General features: G+C 31.6%; 19 protein-coding genes. 5 read left to right on the plus strand and 14 right to left on the minus strand.

From position 1 onward, the window contains the following. Positions 1 to 5: 5 nt before the first annotated feature. The 7 genes from ACOQOS_RS03060 to ACOQOS_RS03090 form a co-directional block, all read right to left on the minus strand. Positions 6 to 1,271 (minus strand): DoxX family protein, encoded by a 1,266-nt coding sequence (locus ACOQOS_RS03060; protein ID WP_420573492.1) that lies wholly within the window; start codon positions 1,269 to 1,271, stop codon positions 6 to 8. Between the two features lie 179 nt (positions 1,272 to 1,450). Continuing rightward, on the minus strand, positions 1,451 to 2,254 hold the full coding sequence (locus ACOQOS_RS03065; protein ID WP_420573493.1) for an SDR family NAD(P)-dependent oxidoreductase: 804 nt from the start codon (positions 2,252 to 2,254) through the stop codon (positions 1,451 to 1,453). Beyond that, entirely contained in the window at positions 2,251 to 3,234 is a 984-nt protein-coding gene (locus ACOQOS_RS03070; RefSeq protein WP_420573494.1) for an LLM class oxidoreductase, read from the minus strand. The genes ACOQOS_RS03065 and ACOQOS_RS03070 overlap by 4 nt, the downstream gene beginning before the upstream one ends. Positions 3,235 to 3,293: 59 nt before the next feature. After that, positions 3,294 to 3,596, minus strand: coding sequence for a DUF1330 domain-containing protein (locus tag ACOQOS_RS03075; RefSeq protein WP_420573495.1), 303 nt, complete (start codon positions 3,594 to 3,596; stop codon positions 3,294 to 3,296). Positions 3,597 to 3,606: 10 nt separating this feature from the next. After that, positions 3,607 to 4,617 carry a zinc-binding alcohol dehydrogenase family protein gene (locus ACOQOS_RS03080; protein ID WP_420573496.1) on the minus strand — a complete coding sequence of 337 codons (1,011 nt, stop codon included), beginning with the start codon at positions 4,615 to 4,617 and terminating at the stop codon, positions 3,607 to 3,609. 10 nt (positions 4,618 to 4,627) lie between these two features. Then, positions 4,628 to 5,491 (minus strand): DUF4437 domain-containing protein, encoded by an 864-nt coding sequence (locus tag ACOQOS_RS03085; protein WP_420573497.1) that lies wholly within the window; start codon positions 5,489 to 5,491, stop codon positions 4,628 to 4,630. A gap of 13 nt (positions 5,492 to 5,504) precedes the next feature. Then, positions 5,505 to 5,795, minus strand: coding sequence for a putative quinol monooxygenase (locus ACOQOS_RS03090; RefSeq protein WP_420573498.1), 291 nt, complete (start codon positions 5,793 to 5,795; stop codon positions 5,505 to 5,507). Positions 5,796 to 5,961: 166 nt separating this feature from the next. Between ACOQOS_RS03090 and ACOQOS_RS03095 the strand changes: the two genes are divergently transcribed. After that, a complete protein-coding gene (locus ACOQOS_RS03095; RefSeq protein ID WP_420573499.1) occupies positions 5,962 to 6,846 on the plus strand; it encodes an AraC family transcriptional regulator in 885 nt (294 codons plus the stop codon). Between the two features lie 82 nt (positions 6,847 to 6,928). On the opposite strand, the gene ACOQOS_RS03100 is transcribed toward ACOQOS_RS03095, so the two are convergent. From ACOQOS_RS03100 to ACOQOS_RS03120, 5 genes are all read right to left on the minus strand, one after another. Continuing rightward, the gene (locus ACOQOS_RS03100) at positions 6,929 to 7,390 is read right to left on the minus strand and encodes a cold-shock protein (protein ID WP_420573500.1); all 462 of its coding nucleotides are present in this window, start codon (positions 7,388 to 7,390) and stop codon (positions 6,929 to 6,931) included. A gap of 175 nt (positions 7,391 to 7,565) precedes the next feature. Beyond that, entirely contained in the window at positions 7,566 to 7,757 is a 192-nt protein-coding gene (locus tag ACOQOS_RS03105; RefSeq protein WP_420573501.1) for a cold-shock protein, read from the minus strand. Positions 7,758 to 7,912: 155 nt separating this feature from the next. Beyond that, positions 7,913 to 9,010: an alkene reductase gene (locus ACOQOS_RS03110; RefSeq protein ID WP_420573502.1), complete on the minus strand. Its 1,098-nt coding sequence runs from the start codon at positions 9,008 to 9,010 to the stop codon at positions 7,913 to 7,915. Next, positions 9,010 to 12,762: an NACHT domain-containing protein gene (locus ACOQOS_RS03115; protein ID WP_420573503.1), complete on the minus strand. Its 3,753-nt coding sequence runs from the start codon at positions 12,760 to 12,762 to the stop codon at positions 9,010 to 9,012. The genes ACOQOS_RS03110 and ACOQOS_RS03115 overlap by 1 nt, the downstream gene beginning before the upstream one ends. Positions 12,763 to 12,846: 84 nt before the next feature. Beyond that, positions 12,847 to 13,239, minus strand: a complete 393-nt coding sequence (locus ACOQOS_RS03120; RefSeq protein ID WP_420573504.1) for a DUF3574 domain-containing protein — start codon at positions 13,237 to 13,239, stop codon at positions 12,847 to 12,849. Between the two features lie 100 nt (positions 13,240 to 13,339). Between ACOQOS_RS03120 and ACOQOS_RS03125 the strand changes: the two genes are divergently transcribed. Next, the gene (locus ACOQOS_RS03125) at positions 13,340 to 14,971 is read left to right on the plus strand and encodes an FAD-binding protein (protein WP_420573505.1); all 1,632 of its coding nucleotides are present in this window, start codon (positions 13,340 to 13,342) and stop codon (positions 14,969 to 14,971) included. A 114-nt stretch (positions 14,972 to 15,085) separates the two neighbouring features. Here ACOQOS_RS03125 and ACOQOS_RS03130 read toward each other — a convergent pair whose 3' ends face one another. Together ACOQOS_RS03130 and ACOQOS_RS03135 are read right to left on the minus strand one after the other, a co-directional pair. Then, positions 15,086 to 15,649: a hypothetical protein gene (locus ACOQOS_RS03130; RefSeq protein WP_420573506.1), complete on the minus strand. Its 564-nt coding sequence runs from the start codon at positions 15,647 to 15,649 to the stop codon at positions 15,086 to 15,088. Positions 15,650 to 15,702: 53 nt separating this feature from the next. Beyond that, positions 15,703 to 16,152, minus strand: a complete 450-nt coding sequence (locus ACOQOS_RS03135) for a YybH family protein (RefSeq protein WP_420573507.1) — start codon at positions 16,150 to 16,152, stop codon at positions 15,703 to 15,705. A 119-nt stretch (positions 16,153 to 16,271) separates the two neighbouring features. Between ACOQOS_RS03135 and ACOQOS_RS03140 the strand changes: the two genes are divergently transcribed. The 3 genes from ACOQOS_RS03140 (at position 16,272) to ACOQOS_RS03150 (ending at position 19,284) form a co-directional block, all read left to right on the plus strand. Then, entirely contained in the window at positions 16,272 to 17,435 is a 1,164-nt protein-coding gene (locus ACOQOS_RS03140) for a tetratricopeptide repeat protein (RefSeq protein ID WP_420573508.1), read from the plus strand. 99 nt (positions 17,436 to 17,534) lie between these two features. Further along, the gene (locus ACOQOS_RS03145; protein ID WP_420573509.1) at positions 17,535 to 17,966 is read left to right on the plus strand and encodes a BlaI/MecI/CopY family transcriptional regulator; all 432 of its coding nucleotides are present in this window, start codon (positions 17,535 to 17,537) and stop codon (positions 17,964 to 17,966) included. Beyond that, on the plus strand, positions 17,959 to 19,284 hold the full coding sequence (locus ACOQOS_RS03150) for a peptidoglycan DD-metalloendopeptidase family protein (protein ID WP_420573510.1): 1,326 nt from the start codon (positions 17,959 to 17,961) through the stop codon (positions 19,282 to 19,284). The genes ACOQOS_RS03145 and ACOQOS_RS03150 overlap by 8 nt, the downstream gene beginning before the upstream one ends. Positions 19,285 to 19,325: the final 41 nt, after the last annotated feature.

Below are 19,325 nucleotides of genomic sequence, written 5' to 3' on the forward strand. Positions count from 1 at the left end.
ACCTTTTAGTAATCATCAAAGAGTAATTTTCCTCTGTAATACATTAAAATATAATCATTTAGATATTTGGCTTTTGTAGTTACAGAAATGGTATCTTTTTTATAAATACCTTCAAAAGTATATTTGCGTTTGTCTGTCTTTTTGTATTTTAACTCACTCCAATCTTGTGTTTTATCAAAAAACGGTCGATAACGAATGATTTTTGTAGTAGAGTCAATTTCAAATTTAAAGCGTTCGTAACTTCCTTTTTCTGTAATAACTTCGAAAGATTCAGGATATGAAGAAAAACCATTAAAAGTGATCTTTTTCCACGCTTCGGATTTGTTTTTACTCGTTGTTGAAGCTAAAGTATCGTTGTTGACGACAAAGGTTTCTACCGTTTGTAAGTTCGTAAACCAAGCATATCTATTTGTTTTGTATTCGGTTATTTTATCGCTGTATTCTTGAATGTAAAAGTATCCAACCAAACTTATTAAAGCTACTTTAAAAATGATTCGAATCTTTTTACTGTTTACTAATGGTTTGTATGCTTCTGATTGTGTTGTTTTGTTTAACACTACATAATTAAGTAAGCTTTTTAGTTGTGTGCTGATAAGCATCAATAGTAAACAAAATAGCAAAGTAGCATACATTGTTACTGTAAAACCAAAATCCCAATTCATTAATACTACATTCCCCATGACAATAATAAGTAGTATTGCGCCCAAAAAGGTAGTTCTTCTAAATAGTAATAAAATTCCACCTATAAATTCTAGCCAACCAGAAAATGGTATGACAATTTGCGAATAACTGTAAAAATGACTCATAAAGGTCATTCCTGTCAATCCACCTATGGTTTGCTCCATCGTATCAATTCCAATAGTACCAAACTGTAACATGAAAATTTTAGCGAGTCCATAGTTAATCAATGTAAGCCCTAAGTGGTAACGGAGAATTGTTTGTGTGATGATTTTTAGCTTGTTAGTGTATTCTTTTTGAAGGAATTTATCAATAAGAAGCCAAAGCAACGTTCCGATTGTGGCTACAAAGAATACAAAGATGTATCTGCAAAATTCAAATTTGGAATCATATCCTTTATACAAACGATCTAGCTGAAATTCCCAATTATAAAATGTTTCTCCAATCCACATGATTGGTGTATCCCAAATAGTGAGTTCAGAAGCTTTATCTGTGATGGAATATCCTAAATCATATGGAACAATATAGAATAGGATGAATAATAGTAAAAATCTCCAAAACAGGTTTTTTAACAGTAGTTGAATTGTTTGCATTCGTTGTCAGTAAATATGGTTCAAAATAAGCTTGATGAGATGAACCAAATATACTGTTTTAAATTACGGATACAGTGTGATATAGTAGGCTTTACCGTATGAATGCTACTGTATTTATAAATTACGACTTGTTTTTATGTTAAATTTTTGCCGGCAACTATAGTATCGAGAAAATTACATTAAAAATTAGCTAAAATAGTTTCTGTTTTTCCGATTAATTTTTGAATTTTTTCTTTGTCGTACGCGTCTGCATGTGCATTTCCATAACTTCCTTTGTCATTATCAAAATATTTTCCTGTAACGTTTTTATGCTGATCAGAAACAGCTAAATCGTAAAGGATATTTGCGCCTTTATCAGCAGAAGACCAATGCGTACCAAAAGCTTCTTTGACCATGTTTGTATTTAAAAGTGATCCAGGATTTACCGCAATCACTTGGGTTTTTAGTTGTTTTTCTGCTAAATAAAAACTCCACATTGTTAAGGCAAGTTTACTTTCTGCATACGCTGCTTGTTCAGTTATAGAAGTGTTACCTGCTAGCGCATCTAAGGAAACTGGTGACTGTGCCGCTGAACTTAAATTGACAATTCGTGCTTGCTCTGACTTTTCTAAAAGAGATAAAAGCTCATTGGTTAATACATAGGGAGCAAAATAATTCACTGCAAATCGCATGTCTATATGATCTGAGGTTTTGCTAATTCGACTGTTATAAACTCCAGCATTGTTGATCAATACGTCAATTTTAGAAACTTTAGAAATGATTTCTTTTGCTAATTTTTTTACAGCTGAAACTGTAGATAAATCTGCTGCAAATCCTTTGATATTTGAATTGTTTGAAGCTGTTTTTATTTCTGAAATTACCTTTGCAAGTTTTTCTTCATTTCTTCCGTGAATATAAACTTCATGTCCTTCCTTTGCGAGTTTTGTAGCAGTTAGTTTTCCAATTCCATCTGTACTACCTGTAATGATGATTGTCTTTTTCATATGTTTGTTGTGTTGTTTTCTGTTGTGTTTTCGTGAAATATTGGTAAAATAGTTTTTGCTAAGCGTTCTAAAGTTTTTTCTATAGCATTTGAATTGAAACGTAAATTTATAGCAATATGATTCACTCCTATATCTTGTAAATGCTGTAAATACGAGACTAAATACTTTGCTCCTATTCGGAAACCTAAATGAATTGGCTGTGGTTTAAAATCGTCGTTTTCATGCAAATCAATATATAATGGTTGTAAAAATGGTTTGCTATGGTTGTGAGTTTCTGCAATAATGGATCGCCATTCTGCTATTCTGTATTGTTGTTGTGTTGTGTCTCTTGGATAATACATCCAGCCATCTGCGTTTTCTGCGTTCCATTGTAGCGATTGTTGGCTAAAACCAGTAACTAACATTGGAATTTTGTGTTGCGTAGCTTTTGGCAAGATATCAACTGTTCCTTGTAAATTTCCGAATGCTTTCGTTTCTAACGAAGGAAATTCTTTTTGTGCGTTTCGAATGTATTGAAATGCTTCTCGAAAAAGTTCACCACGATTTTCATAGTTTATATTCATCGCAGGATATTCTTCATAGCGATCACCAGAAGCTATTCCTAGAATTAGCCTTCCATTTGATAATTGATCAATGGTAGCTGCTGATTTTGCTACATGCACAGGATGATGTAATGGCAAGGCTATACTTGAGACACCTAAAGCAATATCTGAAGTTTGTGCTGCCAAATATCCTAAATACGTAAATGGATCAAAGGTTTGCCCAGCATCACCAAACGACGGTACATGAAAAGGAACATCTCGTAACCAAATTGCTTTGAATCCTAATGCTTCAGCAAGTTTCACACGTTTTACGTGATCTTTCATGCTTGGCACGGAATTTTGCGCATAGTTTTCAATAGGAACAACCAAACCAATACTGAGTTGATTTGCTTTAAAAACGTTGTTATATCCGCGATTTATTTGTTCAAAAGTATACATCTATAATTATTAATTACATTACAAACCTCCAAGATATTCTTAGAGGTTTGCATGTTAGTTTATGCTAAATCATCTTTGGCTTCAATCAAATAATGATGACTTACAGAACCTTTGGTACGTGCTTGTAAATGTGGCACATATTCTGGATCATTCATAAAGTCTAAAGCTGCTTGTTTTGATGGCCATTCTAGAATGATACGCAATGCAGAAGCTCGTTCATCTCCTTCAATTTGCTCGTGTGCAGCTGTTCTTGCAAGGTATTTTCCTCCATGTTTGGCTACAATTTTTCCTGATTCAGCAACGTATGCTTCAATCCATTCTTGTGATGTTGGTGTTACATCTAAAACTGAGTAATAAGACATAATTTTATTATTAAAAATTTTCAAGTACGATTTTCCCTTTTGCTTTACCAGATTCTAACAAAGCGTGTGCTCTTCTAATGTTTTCAGCGTTAATTTTACCAAAATGTTCTCCAACTGTCGTTTTGATAGTTTCCGCATCAATTAGTTTTGAAACTTCATTGAGAATATTATGTTGTTTTATGATGTCGTCTGTTTGAAACATAGAACGTGTAAACATAAATTCTATATGAGTAGAAACTGCTTTAGTTTTAAATGGCATGATATTAAATCCGCCTTTTGGATCATCTATAAAACCAAATTTACCTTGTGGTTTGATAATTTTTACGATTTCATCTTTGTGTAATCCGGTTGCATTCAGACTAACTATATAATCTGGTTGTGGCAGCTTATACGTTTTAAATTCGTCACTCAACTTATTTCTATGATTGATGACATGATGTGCGCCCAATTCTTTTAACCAATTTGTTGTTTCTTCGCGAGAAGCTGTGCCAATGATCGTTAATTTAGTCAATTGTTTCAATAATTGAGTCATGATCGATCCTACACCACCAGCAGCACCAATGACTAGAATACTTTTATTTGGATCTTCTGTAGAAACTTGCATTCTGTCAAACAACAGTTCCCAAGCCGTTAATGATGTTAGTGGTAATGCTGCGGCATCTCCAAAAGATAAACTTTTTGGTTTCTTCCCAACAATGCGTTCATCTACCAATTGGAATTGCGCATTGCTTCCTGAACGAGTTAAATCGCCAGCATAATATACTTCATCTCCAACTTTAAATAAGCTGGTCTCCTCGCCTACTGCTGTTACAATTCCTGCTGCGTCCCAACCAATGACTTTCCATTCGTCATTTTCTGGAGTTACATTTTGTCTAATTTTATAATCCACCGGATTTACAGAAATAGCTTTTACTTCTACTAGTAAATCTTTACCTGTAGCTTTTGGCGTTTGTAATTCAATATCTTGTAGAGAGTTTTCATTGTCTATTGGCAATGATTTTTTATATCCTATTGCTTTCATTATCTTTTTCTTAGTTTATGTTGATAGAATTATCTGTTCTTATGTAAATTACAACAGCTTGTTCTGTATCATTTGAAATTGTGTGAATTGCTTTATCCGTTGTTGAAAAATAGCTTCCTGCATCCAATTGTTTTATTTCTCCATCTACTGGCATTGTATATGTTAGATTTCCTTGAATAATGACTGCATGAAAAGTTGTTCCGTTATTTACTAGGTTTCCTTTAAATCCTTTTGGAAGTTTTACAAATAAGCCTTGTAAATTTTTATTTTTCCACAGAAAACTGATATTAGCGTTTTTATTTTTTATCCAATTTGATTTGTTCTCATCTAACCATACAATATTTGAAGCATCAATATTCACAGGTCTTTCGCCATTATCAAAAGCTTCACTCTTTGGTTTTACCAAATATGGTCCGTGATCAATTTCTACATAGGCAATGTTTTCTTCACCTTTGGCAGCTGTGATGTGAGATTCACCTTTGGGTTGTGTCCAGAAGCTTCCAGGTTGCATCCACATATGTTTTGCATTTTCATCATCATTATGGATTAATCCTTTAATGACAACAGCTCTGTAGGTTACATTGTGAATATGTGGTGGAGAAGAAAAACCATCTACAAATTTTGCTAAAAAACCAGTAGCAACAGTACCTTTTCTATCTCCCCAAATAGTACCAGCTTGCGGACTTTGATTGCCTCGAGCAGGATTTAATTTTTCCCAAATAATTTCAGAACTTAGAATTACTTTATTTGTTGGATTGACAATCTTGTCTATAGATTGTGATACTTGTATCTTTTTTCCTTCTGTTTGTTTTGTAGGATTTTCACAAGAGTATATTATTCCTATTAACAGTGCGCATATCGTTATTTTCTTCATCCTAATTATATAATTAACCTATTGGTGTCATTTCGTTTAATTCAAATGATTCTACAGCGCCATCAGTAGCTTTCATATAGGCTGCTAAATGATCGTTTTGCATATGTTGTTGCCATAATTCGCGGTTTTCCCAGTTTTCATAAAACAAGAACAAATTTTCGTTTTCGTTATCGTGATGCAAATCATAGTTAATACAACCTTTTTCAGCACGTGTAATTTCTATTAGTTTTAATAATTCTTCTTTGATGAATGAAGATTTCCCTTCTTTTGCTAGGATTCTAGCAACAATTGTTAATTGACTCATATCGTGTATTTTTTAGTTTTTAAATTTCTTACTACAAAATTAGTTTAGTTAACACCATAGCTTTATGTATTTAAAAAGGGTATTTTGGTATTTTTAGAGGTTAATAAGCTAATAATGTTATTAGATATCTCTTTTTTATCTAGTTTTGTTTAAAATTTGATTAAAAATGCAAGTATTAGAGTCATACAAACCTTTTGAAATACAAGAAATTGAATTGTCTGAATGGAAACAACGTCCAGTAAAGAATAATTTTTTTGAATTTGTGTTGATTAAAGAAGGGAAAGGAACACAATGTATCAATTATAACGAGTACGAGTATAACAAAGGAAGTATGTTTTTGTTACCTCCATTAAAATGCCACTCTTTTCATATTGAAACTCCTTCAAAGTTTGTTTTTTTAAAGTTTACAGATTCCTTTTTTAAGGATGTACATCGCAATGCAATTGATAGAAATGTTTGGTATAAAGAAGCTTCTTATATTCTCTCTAATTACAATCAATTGCCAGGTGATATTATTGTAAATGATTCCGATCGAAATCATATAGAACGCTTGATAACAATTATTTTGGAAGAAACTAGAAGTTATGGAGATACTTCTATTTCATTGATTAAAAGCCTTATGACTAGTATTTTGGAGATTTTGATTCGGAATATTAAAAAAGGTAGTTTTCATGAAGTTTCACAAGATTCTAATGACGATCGTATTCACAAAATGCTTACTTATATTAATGAACATCTTGATAAACCAGCCTATTTAAAAGTTGATCATTTGGCGGATATTTTTTCAATGTCATCAACGTATGTGAGTGAATATTTTAAGAAACAAATTCACATGTCGTTGCGAGAATACATCATCAAAGCAAAGTTAAAACTTGTAGAAATTAGGTTGCTAAACTCAGATTTTACCATTTCTGAAATTGCTGACGATTTAGGTTTTACAGATGCTAGTCATTTGTCAAAAACCTTTAAACGTTATGTAGGTTCTTCGATCAGAGATTTTAAAAATGCGGGAGAATATGTATTGTTAAAACGAAGTGTTTGCGCTAGTTAATTTTAAAACATAAAAAAAGCATTTATCAATATATTTTTATACACTGATAAATGCTTTTTTGGTAAATTATATACTTTGTTTATTATTTTATTAAAGTAACTTTTACAGCATTCAGTCCTTTTTTTCCTTGTTCAAGTTCAAAAGTTACCTTGTCATTTTCTGTAATTGTGTCAATAATTCCGCTTACATGCGTGAAATATTTTTCATTATTTTCGGCATCGATAATGAATCCGAAGCCTTTCGAAGAATCAAAAAATGATACTTTTCCTTTGCGAACTGGATCTACTTCTTCCTTTTCACCTTCTAGTGTTTTTGGAATACTTACTTCAATAGATTCAATTTCTATTTCTACTTTCTGTGATGGATCAGGCGGCGTATCTGTTAGGTTTCCATTGTGATCTACATATGCAAATTGAATTCCTTTTTTACCACTTTCTTTTGCTTCGGCTTTTCGCGCAGCCATTTTTTTACGCTTCTCTTCTCTCTTCTTTAATCTCTTTTTTTCTTTTTCTGATTTGTTAAATGTTTGTTGCGATTTAGCCATTCGAATCTTTAAATTGTGTTTTTATAATGGGTTAATAATACCATAAAGATAAACTTTGTTTGTTACATAATAAAAAAGAATAGTTTAATTCTGTTTTAAATGTGTCATAATGGTAGATATGAAAAAAGTCTATCACTGTGAAGTGATAGACTTTTTTTTAAAGGTAAAATATATATTAGATAACTTTTACGTTTACTGCGTTTAAACCTTTTCTTCCTTCTGTAAGGTCAAATTCAACTTCGTCACCTTCGCGAACTTCATCAATTAATCCTGAAATGTGTACAAAGTGTTCTTTGCCTGATCCTTCTTCAGTGATGAATCCAAAACCTTTAGTGTCGTTGAAGAATTTTACTGTTCCTTTACTCATTGTAATGTAATTTAATTTATTTATAGTATTTAACACTTCAAAGATGGTACCATTAATTTGATTTACAAGGAATTAATTGATTTTTTTTTGATTTTTTTTGAAAAGTAACTTGTAAACGTGTCTGTAGTATATCTAAAAAGTGCCTGTTTTTTTGATTATTTATAGTTTGGATAATCTGTATATCCTTCTTTACCAGTAGTATAAAAAGTTTTTGAATCCCAATCTGCCAATTCAATTCCGTTTTCAAAACGTTCAACTAAATCTGGATTGGAAATGTATGATTTTCCGTAAGCAACTAAGTCAGCTTCGTTGTCATTTATGACATTATTTCCTTTTTCTAGTGTAAAATCGGTGTTAATCATTAAAGTTCCGTTGTATAAAGGTCTAAAATGTTTTGCTATTTCTGTGACAGCATGTGGAACTTCTGAAACATCTGAAAAGGGTTCAGAAAGGTGTACATATGCTAAATCGTACTCATTTAGTTTTTTAATGATGTATTCAAATGTAGGAATCGTTTCTTCATCAATAGTAATTCCTGCCATTGCTGAATGCAACGATGGATTGAATCGTACGCCAATTTTTTGTTCTGGTATTTCTTTTTTCATCGCGTCAAGCGTATCAAAGAAAAATCGGGCTCTATTTTCAATAGTTCCACCATAGTTATCTGTCCTGACATTAGAACATTTCGTGAAAAACTGATGAAACAAATAACCATTTGAAGAATGTACTTCTACTCCATCAAAACCAGCTTCCATGGCATTTTTGCCTGCATTTACAAAATCTTGAATCGTTCTGTCAATATCTTCCGTTGTCATTTCGCGTGGTGTGACCGTATCTTTGAAACCATCTGGCGTGTATGATTTTCGATTCGGATTGATTGCGGATGGCGCTAATGGCAACTTGCCATCATGAAAATCAGGATGTGAAATACGTCCTACATGCCATAATTGTATGAATATTTTTCCGCCTTTATTATGCACGCGTTTGGTCACTTTTTTCCAGCCTTCTATTTGCGCTTTTGAATAGATTCCTGGCGTATGAATGTAACCAACAGCTTCTTTTGAAACTTGCGCACCTTCCGTAATAATTAAACCAGCAGAAGCTCTTTGTTCATAATAGATTCCGTGCAATTCATCTGTAGGAACATTTTCTTCGTTATTCGCTCTGCTTCGTGTCATAGGTGCCATAACAACACGATTTTTTAAATGTAAATTTTTAGATATATATGATTGTAATACCGTGTGTTTTGTCATTAATTTAGATTTTCGTCTACTTGAGTGATTCGTAATGCAATAGGTTGATTTTCGTTACTTGCATAAAAGTTTTTAGCTGGTAAAAAACGTACCTTATCGCCTATTTTTGGGATAAAATTACAAGATTTAAAATTGAAGTAATAATCTTTTGTCGATTCTTCATTTTTAATAAAACCTTCCAAATTTCCAATTGCTACTACTTTACTTTGTATATACCCAATTTTATCTAAGTTGCTTTCTTCGTTATCTACTAAATGAACTTTTCCATTTTTTTCTATGATGAGAATATCTTCTTCTTGATACATATTTGTATACATACTTTTCATGAGTAAACTCCCAAAATTTGCGTATTTGAAATTATAATATTTTAAAAACTTACCTACATAGTTGACAACAATTCCATAATTTACATTTTCCAATTCTGTATGGTATGCGTGAGTTAATCCTACATCTTCTACAAATCTTATCGTTTTTCTTTCTTGAATATTTCGCTTGATTAGTTTGCTCCAATTTTCATCTGATAACACACTATCTGCATGATAAATAATCGTAGAGTTTGTGTTTTCCAGATAATTATGATGATTTTTTAATATTCCTTTTTGAGGTATTTCATCGTCATGGATTAGTCTGTAGATTAAATGAAATTTATCAGGATCTTTCTTTTTTAAGTTTCTGTTATAACTAGCAATTCTTAATTCATTATAAGTATGAATTTGCACTTCGTAACCGTGTTCGTTTAATGTTCCTAACCAGCGCATTTCTATAGTGTTGTCAGGATCTTCTAGTTCTAAGAGATATCCATAACCACCACGTTTTAATACTTTAGAAAATAAAGAATGGTATTGATAATTTGTGACTTTCGAATTACTTTTTATACTAATGGTTCCTTCAGTAGGTATATCATCTAATAAAGGAGCTTTGAATTTAGGATGTTTTAAAACCAATTCACATTTTCCAGTTATTGTAACTATGAGTTCGTTGATTGTTTTAGTTTCTATTTCTAAAGTATCATTGATGGTAAATATGCCTTGACTTTGTTTTACATAATCGATATACTTTCTTTCTATACACATCGTATTAGGCTCTTCTGTAAGTTCAAAAGGAATGCTTGATGTTGTGGTAAGATGTGAAAAGAGGTTTTGAAATCTTTCTGGTAGTAAGCGATATGGATATTTTTGTACAAACGGAAAATGTTGTTCATACAACTCAGGATAGTGTTCTTTTACATACCATAAAAGCTCGAAGAAAGAATCATACAGTTCGAAATATAAAAATGCTTTGAAAACCTTTTGAATAAATTTTGCTTTGTATGCACCTTTTTTTATTTCTCTGATTACAATTGCTTGTGCCAATTCTTGCTTTATATGATTTCGAAGAATTGTTCTTACGATAAAATCATTTTCTTTTTTGGGATGATCTTCAAAATGATAACGTTCAATTTCATCTAGATTGATGCGTAGTAAGTTTGAAAAAACAAAGAAATCCCACTTTTTTTCTAAGGCTTTGATCAATTCGTTTTCCGAGCGTTCTTTTAAAATAGCTACTCGCATTCGCTTAAAACGCCAAAAAATAGATCTTGAAAATTCATAGGTTTCAATAGCTTCATCTATGGCACTATAAAATTTTGCAAAGTTTGGTGTATGTGTAGCAATAGCATTAAATATAATAAGATCTGTTCCTTGTTTTTCCGTTTCAATTTCTCGTAACGGAGTTATATTACTCGAAAAATGATTGTTTTCTTCTTCGTATTCTGCAAAGAACCAATTATAAATCCACCATAAATTTTTAAAGACGTAGTTGATGAGTTTATCTGAATCTAGTGATGAAATAGCTCCAAAAATCACATCTAGTGGCAAAATCATCTTTTTATTTTTTATGTAGCTATACTTCCACAAGAGCAATGTATTATACATATATGTTTCTGCTAATGCATACATTTCTGGTCTGTATGATTTTGAGAAATAAGCAATTTTACACGGTAATAGAATGTATTTGTTAAAGTGATTTTCCGTTAAAGTTGTAGTGTCAATTTTATTGTCTGTAATTACTATTGTAGATTTCTTTTCATCTTGTCCTGCAAATAGATATTTAAAGAAAGGTATGTATAAGTCATTCGTGTTCAATAAGTCACTACACATTAAAATTGCTTCAAACCACTTAATATCAATAACATCAATGTCTAGTTTTTTGTGAATTACATATGTGTTTTTAAGAAATATTGCTGTAAAAAATTCTTGATAGGTTTCATGAAAGAACGATACATTTTCATTAGCGTTAATTTTCACCACAATATTGTCTATCAATTCATTATACATGTGATTGACAGCATACTTTGAATTGTATTTTGGAATGATTTGCGCAATTAAATTTTTAAACTCTACCAAAGAAATACTCACAATTCCCTGTGAACGCATCATGAAAGCAATTTCACATAGAAAATCAAACTTAGTTTCTTTATTTATGATTTTAGATTTGTCTTTTTTACGATTTTCTAAGACATATAAGCTATTGATAAATAAATTAAATAGTGAACCTTTATTCGCTGGAATCTTTTTGTTTTGTTTTACTACAGAAATAATCATGCGTAGCGTTAATGGGTTATAAGCCAAATCCATCATAGCGACATTATTTTCTAGTTCATTCCAAAGCTTTATTTTGTTGGTATTTATATGATTATCAATGAATTTCTTGATTTGTTTTTCATTCAACTCTTTTAATTCAAAGACTGGGATTTTAAATCGATTTTTGTAATTTTTCTTTCGTTCAGAAAGTACAAAATGATTATCGGGATAGGTACTTAATATATCTAATAGTTCTTCATAAGCTTCAGTGTCAAAATTGATGTCAATTTCGTTGAGTCCATCAATAAGAATATGAAGTTTTCCCTGTGTTAATGCAGTATTAATCCATTCTTCAGAAGCTTGTTCATACAGCATTTGTTTGAACGATTTGTTTTGTCCAAAATCTTTAGCTTCTAAAAGAAAAGGAATTTTAATAGATGTATCTCCTTCTAATATTTTTAGAGAATTATTGTACAGTATTTTTTGAAATGTAGTTGATTTTCCTGATCCTGGATTTCCAATAATATGCACATGTGGCGTATCATTGATAATCGTTAAAATACTATCAACTCTGCGCTCATCATACGCTTCTGAATCTTCAGCCTCGTCTTCGTTTTCATCTTCAAATACATCTAAATCAGTGGGTTTCAAAATATCTCGCAGCAGATCGTATTCATTGATTTTTTCTAATCCAACAACTTCAATATCATTGTAGCCTTCTTCTCCAAAGAGTTCTACATACACACGATCGATATTCTTAAAGTCTTTATTATGTAGGTTTTCTTTTAGATAATCTTCCAGAGAAAAAACGTAGAAATTGTGAATTATTTTTTCTAAATCTTCTTGAGAAATGTTTCTTTTTAATTCATTGAGTGAGATATGATCATCTCGCCATTTTTTGAGCAATTCTACAGGATATTCACCATCATTTCTACGATTATCAATAATCATATGATGCTCATCACATAAAATAAGTAGATTGTCGTAAGCTCTTCGTTCATCATTTGTCATGTCTAATCGATAGCGCGGACCATTTGGACTTGCAGCTTCTATATGACAAATTTTTCCAACAACTGTATTACCGTCTTCAGCAATTATTGGACGATTACAATTTGGCGCTGAGCATTGATTTCCGGTAAGTGCAAATAATTTTTTTATATCTGAGACCAGATAATTACGAGCGTTGTTCATACAAATACAGAATAAACTGCTTAAAGATATAAAATTTGTAGGAAATACACACTTTTTTGTAGCGTGATCAAGTTTCGGATAAAATTAAAAGTTAGCTTTTACAGGCGTATCAACTTTTAAAACAGATTCTTGATCAAATTGTTGTTTATATTTATTGATAACATCAGCAATGGCAATACTATCTTTTTTCGTTCCTTTATTAAGATAGATAATCAATTTAGAATTCTCAGAAACTGTTTCTCCTTTAGGATTTGTCCAAAAACCTTTAGATTGTATTTCGGTATATCCTGAAAACCGTTTGCTGATATAATTTAGCTTAAAAGTAGTCCATTCTTGCTCAGTAACAACTCCCTGTTTTTTAGAAAGACCAAAGTATAATTCCGTTTTGATATAGTTAGATTGAAACTTCGTTGAGCTGCATGCACAGAATAAAACTGTAAGCGTAATAATGAAAATGATTCTAAAATTTACTTTCATGTTTTTTTGATAGGTTAACTTCAATAAAAAGTCAATACTTAGACTTTCTAAGATATTTTCTTACTTTTAAGACAATAAAACTAATCAAAACTTACCATATATGAGTTCTACTTTTAAGAAGAAAGTTCCAAGTGATTTACAAATTGTCAAATTTGGAGATCCTTTATATCACTATGCACGTGTGATTTCAAATACACGTTTTGGAAAAATGCCAGCTTCAATTGCTTATTGTAAAAATGCGAAACATGTACAGTATTGTTTAAAACAGTGTAGAAAAAATAATATTCCGTTTAGAGTTCGTTCTGGTGGACATCAACATGAAGGAATGTGTTCAGCAAATAAAGTTATTATTATAGATTTATCTGAAATGCATACACTTCCAGATTTTGATAAAGACACTAAAAAGCTCTGGATTCCAGCAGGAAAACAATTAGGACAAGTGTATGCCGAATTAGCTGAAAAAGGAAAAACAATTCCTGGTGGCGGTTGTCAATCTGTAAATGTTGGCGGACTTACGCAAGGTGGCGGTTGGGGAGTTTCTGTTCGTAAATTTGGACTTACGTGCGATTCTGTCACAAAAATAGAAGTTGTCTTGGCAAACGGAGATATAGTAGAGGCTTCAAAAGATAAATATGCGGACTTATTTTGGGCATTGAAAGGCGGCGGTGGCGGAAATTTTGGTATAGTAACTCGTTTTGAATTTAAATTGGTGTCTATTTTACCTGTGACGACTAATTTTGAGTTGAGATGGGAAAAACCTTCCGAAATTAAAGATGTTATTACCAAATGGGCAGAATTACACTCGAAGAAAGGCGGAATAGATGAAGCACTTTCAGCAACATGTAACATGCAAATTGTAAAGGTAAAAGGTAAAAAGAAATCAGAAGTTCATGGACGCATGGGCGGAAAATTCTACGGTTCGAAAGTTGAATTGTCAAAACTATTGATTCAGTATTTTGGTGATTTAGCAAAGAACAAAATTACAGATGAAACTTTTAAGGAAACACCAAAAGGCTATTCTGATGCAACAAATAAAAAAGCATTTTTAGCAACATCTATTGATACAAAGGCTGAAAAATTATATGCAGATTATGCTGCAAATCAACGTGCATTGATTGATTTTATAAATCCAGTAGGAAATATTCAATATGTTAGAAGTAACGAGTCAAAAAAATGTGAAAAGTTAGATTTAACAGTACTTCCAGATAGTGCGCCAACTTCTACTTGCGATCAGCCGCATCCACATAAAGTATCTTCTAGTTTTCCAAAAGATGATGTAAATCATAGAGAATTGGTAGAAGCTATTTATAATTATTTAAAAGATTCTTGTTACTATGCAGATGTAAATATGTATATGAGTTTTCATTGTATGGGCGGCGCAGTTACTAGAAATGCAGGCAATAATGCTTTTGGATATGCACATAAACCGTATATGTTACAAATACAAGCTTGGTGGGACGATGTTTCAAATGCTTTTACAAATGAAGGTAGAAATAAAGTGTATGTAAAATGGGTTAAAGATTTTAGAAAATCCATTTCTACACATACAGAAGGTGCTTTTATCAATTTTGTAGATAAAACTTTAGTGAAAGATATCAAAGATGATGAAAATCGTTTGAAGCTACTTAAAATCTATTATACAGAAGAAAATTTAGAGAAATTACGCAAGATTAAAACAAAATATGATCCTGATAATTTATTCAGTTTTGAGATGAGTATTTTACCAGAATAATAATCAACTACTTCTAGGCAAGTATCGGAGCATTTATATCTCTATTATCGAGTAAAAAAGCGATCATTCTAACTTAAAAAATGATCGCTTTTATTGTTTTACACAAGCTATAATTTATTCTTTCCAGCCCCAAGGAGTGCTAGGTTTTTGTATTGTTTTAGTTAGATCCATCACAACTTTAAATACACGATCGGTTCCTAAACGTCTTAAATTATATGTAAACCTTGATTCATCAATGGTAATCCACCAAACATTGGTTGCAGCTGCAGGAATCATTTTTTGCGTTTTAGCATCTGCGGGAAACACTTGAATATCAGCTTTTCCAGTATTGGAAGCTGTGCCGCCATAAAAATTGATTTTGTCTTCAGAACCATCTTTGTGCCTGTGATCGTGTTTCAATGTTATACGATCATTTTTATAGCTTAAAATCCATGTGCGCGATTTGTCTTCTCCCACAAAAAAAGGAATCTTAATTTCATTTTCAGTACATTTTCGAACATGCATGACTAATTTTTTTCCGCCAAAGTCTTTATCTTCTTTAGGAAGTTCTAAAATACCTTCATAGGCTTTTCCACAATGCGATTGCAAACTATTCCAGAATTTTTTAGCTGGCGTTATTTCTTGTGAAAGCGCAGTTAATGATACACAACAAAACAGAATCACTATTTTTAGTTTCATAATCATACAGTTTTTAATTTAAAATATATACTTGGTAGCAGCAAAAGCATTTTTTAGATAGAATTCCACATGTCTAAATACATTTTCCAGTCGTTTCCTACTCTTTTCCAAACAATGACATATTTTCCCTTCCAAGAACTTGTTTGCCCGTTAGCGCGTACAGTTGTGCCTTCATAATATCCGTAATCGTAGGCAGTATCTTCAACAATTTTTATTTCAACAGGTGTGATTTTATGATTTTTTGTGGTTACGCCTTCAGGGAGAATCCAATATTTTGTGATGTTTTCAATTCCTTCAATAATATCGCCTCTTTGTGGAAAAATTTTAGCATCTTTTGTGTAAGATGCACCAATCATTTTATAATTAGATGTATTAACATAACTAGAGAAATTCTTGGCATTTTCTAAAATTTGATCAATATCTTTTTGATTTCCCGTATAGTTTTGCCCAATTCCAAATTGAACAAAAAAGCTGATAAATAGTACTGTGATGAATGTTCTCATAATTTGATTGATTGTGATTCTTATCTCTTAGAAAGAAAAGTTAAAAAGATAAATATAGGAAGGAATATTGGAATATTATTTTAAAAATTCCTATAACTTTACAGAACTAAATTCTCTACATGCCACCAACTGTTGCGCTTATTTTTATGTTGTCTTTATTGACATTTCGGTTGCTTACAACCGTGATTCATGAGTTGGGACATGCTATTCCTGCATTGTTGCTGACCAAAGACAAAGTTTCAGTGTATATGGGTTCGCATGGAAATCCGGAGAAATCAATGCACTTTCAAATTGGACGGTTGGAATGTTTTTTTAAATTCAATTTGTTTTATTGGCGTGGCGGATTGTGCGTTATGCACGACAAGGATATTTCAGTTCGCACAAGTTTTATTGTCACAATTTTTGGACCATTGTTATCTTTGATTGTAGCAGGAATCACCATTTTAACAATGTATTACGGAGATTTTAGTGATGTAGTAACCTTAGTTCTTTTTGCATTGACTTTTTCTTGTGTGCTCGATTTCCTGAATAATATTTTTCCCAATAGAGATACCATTGAGTTGCATGATGGTACAATTACCAATAATGACGGAATGCAGTTATTAATGCTTATAAAATATAAAAATGCATACCGAAAGTTTCAACTTGGCACCTATTTCTTAGATAATCTCGAGTTTCCTGAAGCTGCCGATTGCTTTGAAGAAGCACTAAAATACGAAGACAATGAAGATGTATATTATCGTTTGGCGATTTATGCCTATTTGATGGCAAAAAACTATGCGAAAGCTAAAATTTTACAAGAAGAATTTACTGAAAAGTATGAAGATGTATTTGAAGTTGGAGATTATGCAAATGCAGGAATAATACACAGTCATTTTGAGGAACATGAAAAATCAATTGAAGTTTATAGCAAAGCATTGAAAATCGATCAAAAACATGTAACGGTTCTGAATAATCGTGGATATGCTTACGGTCTGATAAATAAACATTTAGAAGCCATTGAAGATTTTGACAAAGCTATTGCTGTTGATCAAGAGTATGCATTTGCTTGGAATAATCGAGGATATTCAAAATTAGAACTCGGACAACTTGAAGATGGCTTGATTGACATAAAAAAATCATTAGAATTAGACGATCAAAATAGTTACGCACATCGTAACTTAGGCTTGTATTATTATTATACAGAAAACTATCAATCTGCCATAAGTTGCTACACTGAAGCACTACGAATTGATCCAGAAACAACGTTTTTAAAAGAATTTATTAATAAAGTTTCTCCTTAATAAATACTTTAGATAATCTTTTTAATATTTTAAAAATCAATATCTTATTCTTTATATTTAGTTTTGATAAAATCTTTTTACGACTACAATTATAGTTTTATGACTATTTTTATAGTTATACTAAAATTATTCTTCTATATTTGCAGCATGAATGAATTGACAAAAGCGGAAGAACAAGTCATGCAATATGTATGGAAACTTGATAAAGCATTTCTTAAAGATATTGTAGAGCAATTTCCTGAACCCAAACCTGCATACACAACTATTTCTACAGTTGTACGTGTGCTAGTACGAAAGAAATTTTTGAATTTTGAAACCTATGGTAAAATTCGTCAATATTCAGCAACGATTTCAAAAGAGCGTTATTTTTCGCAACATATGAAACAAGTGATTGGAAACTTTTTTAATGGTTCTACCAGTACGTTTGCTTCTTTTTTTGCTGAAAGTGATACATTGAATTTGACAGAAATGGAACAAATGAAATCTTTGCTAGAAGAAAAAATTAAATCATTAAAAGCTAAAGATGAATAGTTTTCTTTTCTACATATTGCAAGTAAGTTTGGTATTTGGCGGCTTTTATTTACTGTATACATGGTTTTTTAGCCGATTTACCTTTCATGCATTTAATAGAAGTTTTTTACTATTATTACTTCCTTTGTCATTACTATTACCATTTAGCAACGAGTTGTTTCCACAGCTACAACAATTTGCTTTTGAGATTCCGTTATTTGAAGATTTTACGGCATATGCCGGATTTGATTCTTTTTCAGAAGAAACGGCTTTTACTAAGGATTCTACCGTAAATTATGGTTTTTGGATCTTTTTAATTTATGCAACTGGCGTTTCATGTTATTTAGCAAGATTTGTATGGACTACGTTTCGTTTTATCAAGTTAAAAAACAATTCAGAAGTAATTGTATCAAACAATATAAAAGTATATATCGCCAATGTTTCAAACGTATTTTCTTTTTTTAACTGGATTTTTGTTCCGAAATCAAAAAAGGAATCATGCAATGAATTTATTATCAAACATGAAAAAGCACATATACAACAATTACATTCTGTAGATGTTGTTTTGGTAGAGTTGTTTATAGCTTTTTGCTGGTTTCATCCACTCGCCTATTTGTATAGAAAATCGTTAAAATCAATTCATGAATTTCAAGCAGATGCTTTTGTACTGAAGCAGAATGTAAAGAAATCGATGTATTTAACATTACTTTTAAATAGTCTTGAACCAAGCTATACAAATCCTGCTTTTAATTATTTTTCGCATCCAACACTCAAAAAACGAATAGAAATGATCACAAAATCACCATCAAAAAACAGTTCTAAGCTTACGTATATGCTATTAATTCCTCTTATAGCATTAGCATTTATGGCTTTTAGGAATGCAGAAGAATCTTTGATTCCAAGTAAAGTGCTTCCTGTTATTGTAGAAATACAAACAGAACCTACTTTATTTCCTGTACAACACGGAACCATAAAGAATATTTCTTCTAAGTTCGGTATTATACGAAAACATCCAAAATTGAAAAATTCAACAGCGCATGGCGGTATTGATATTAAAGCTACTCTCGGAACGCCAGTTGTTGCCACTGCAGATGGAATTGTTATGAAAGCAAATGAAGAAGGAAATTGGGGAAATTTAATCGTGATTTCGCATGCAGATGGTTTTGAAACTTGGTACGCACATTTAAAAGGTTTTAATACGAAAAAAAGTGCTTCTGTAAAGAAAGGAGATATTATTGGTTATGTTGGTAATACAGGCTTATCTACGGCTCCACATTTGCACTATGAAGTACGTCAGCATGGCAAACGATTAGATCCTTTAGAATATATTACTGAATAAGCTAAAAAATTAAAATTACAATTAATTCCCTCGGAATGCGT

This window comes from Kordia sp. (assembly GCF_965224175.1).
Lineage (GTDB): Bacteria > Bacteroidota > Bacteroidia > Flavobacteriales > Flavobacteriaceae > Kordia.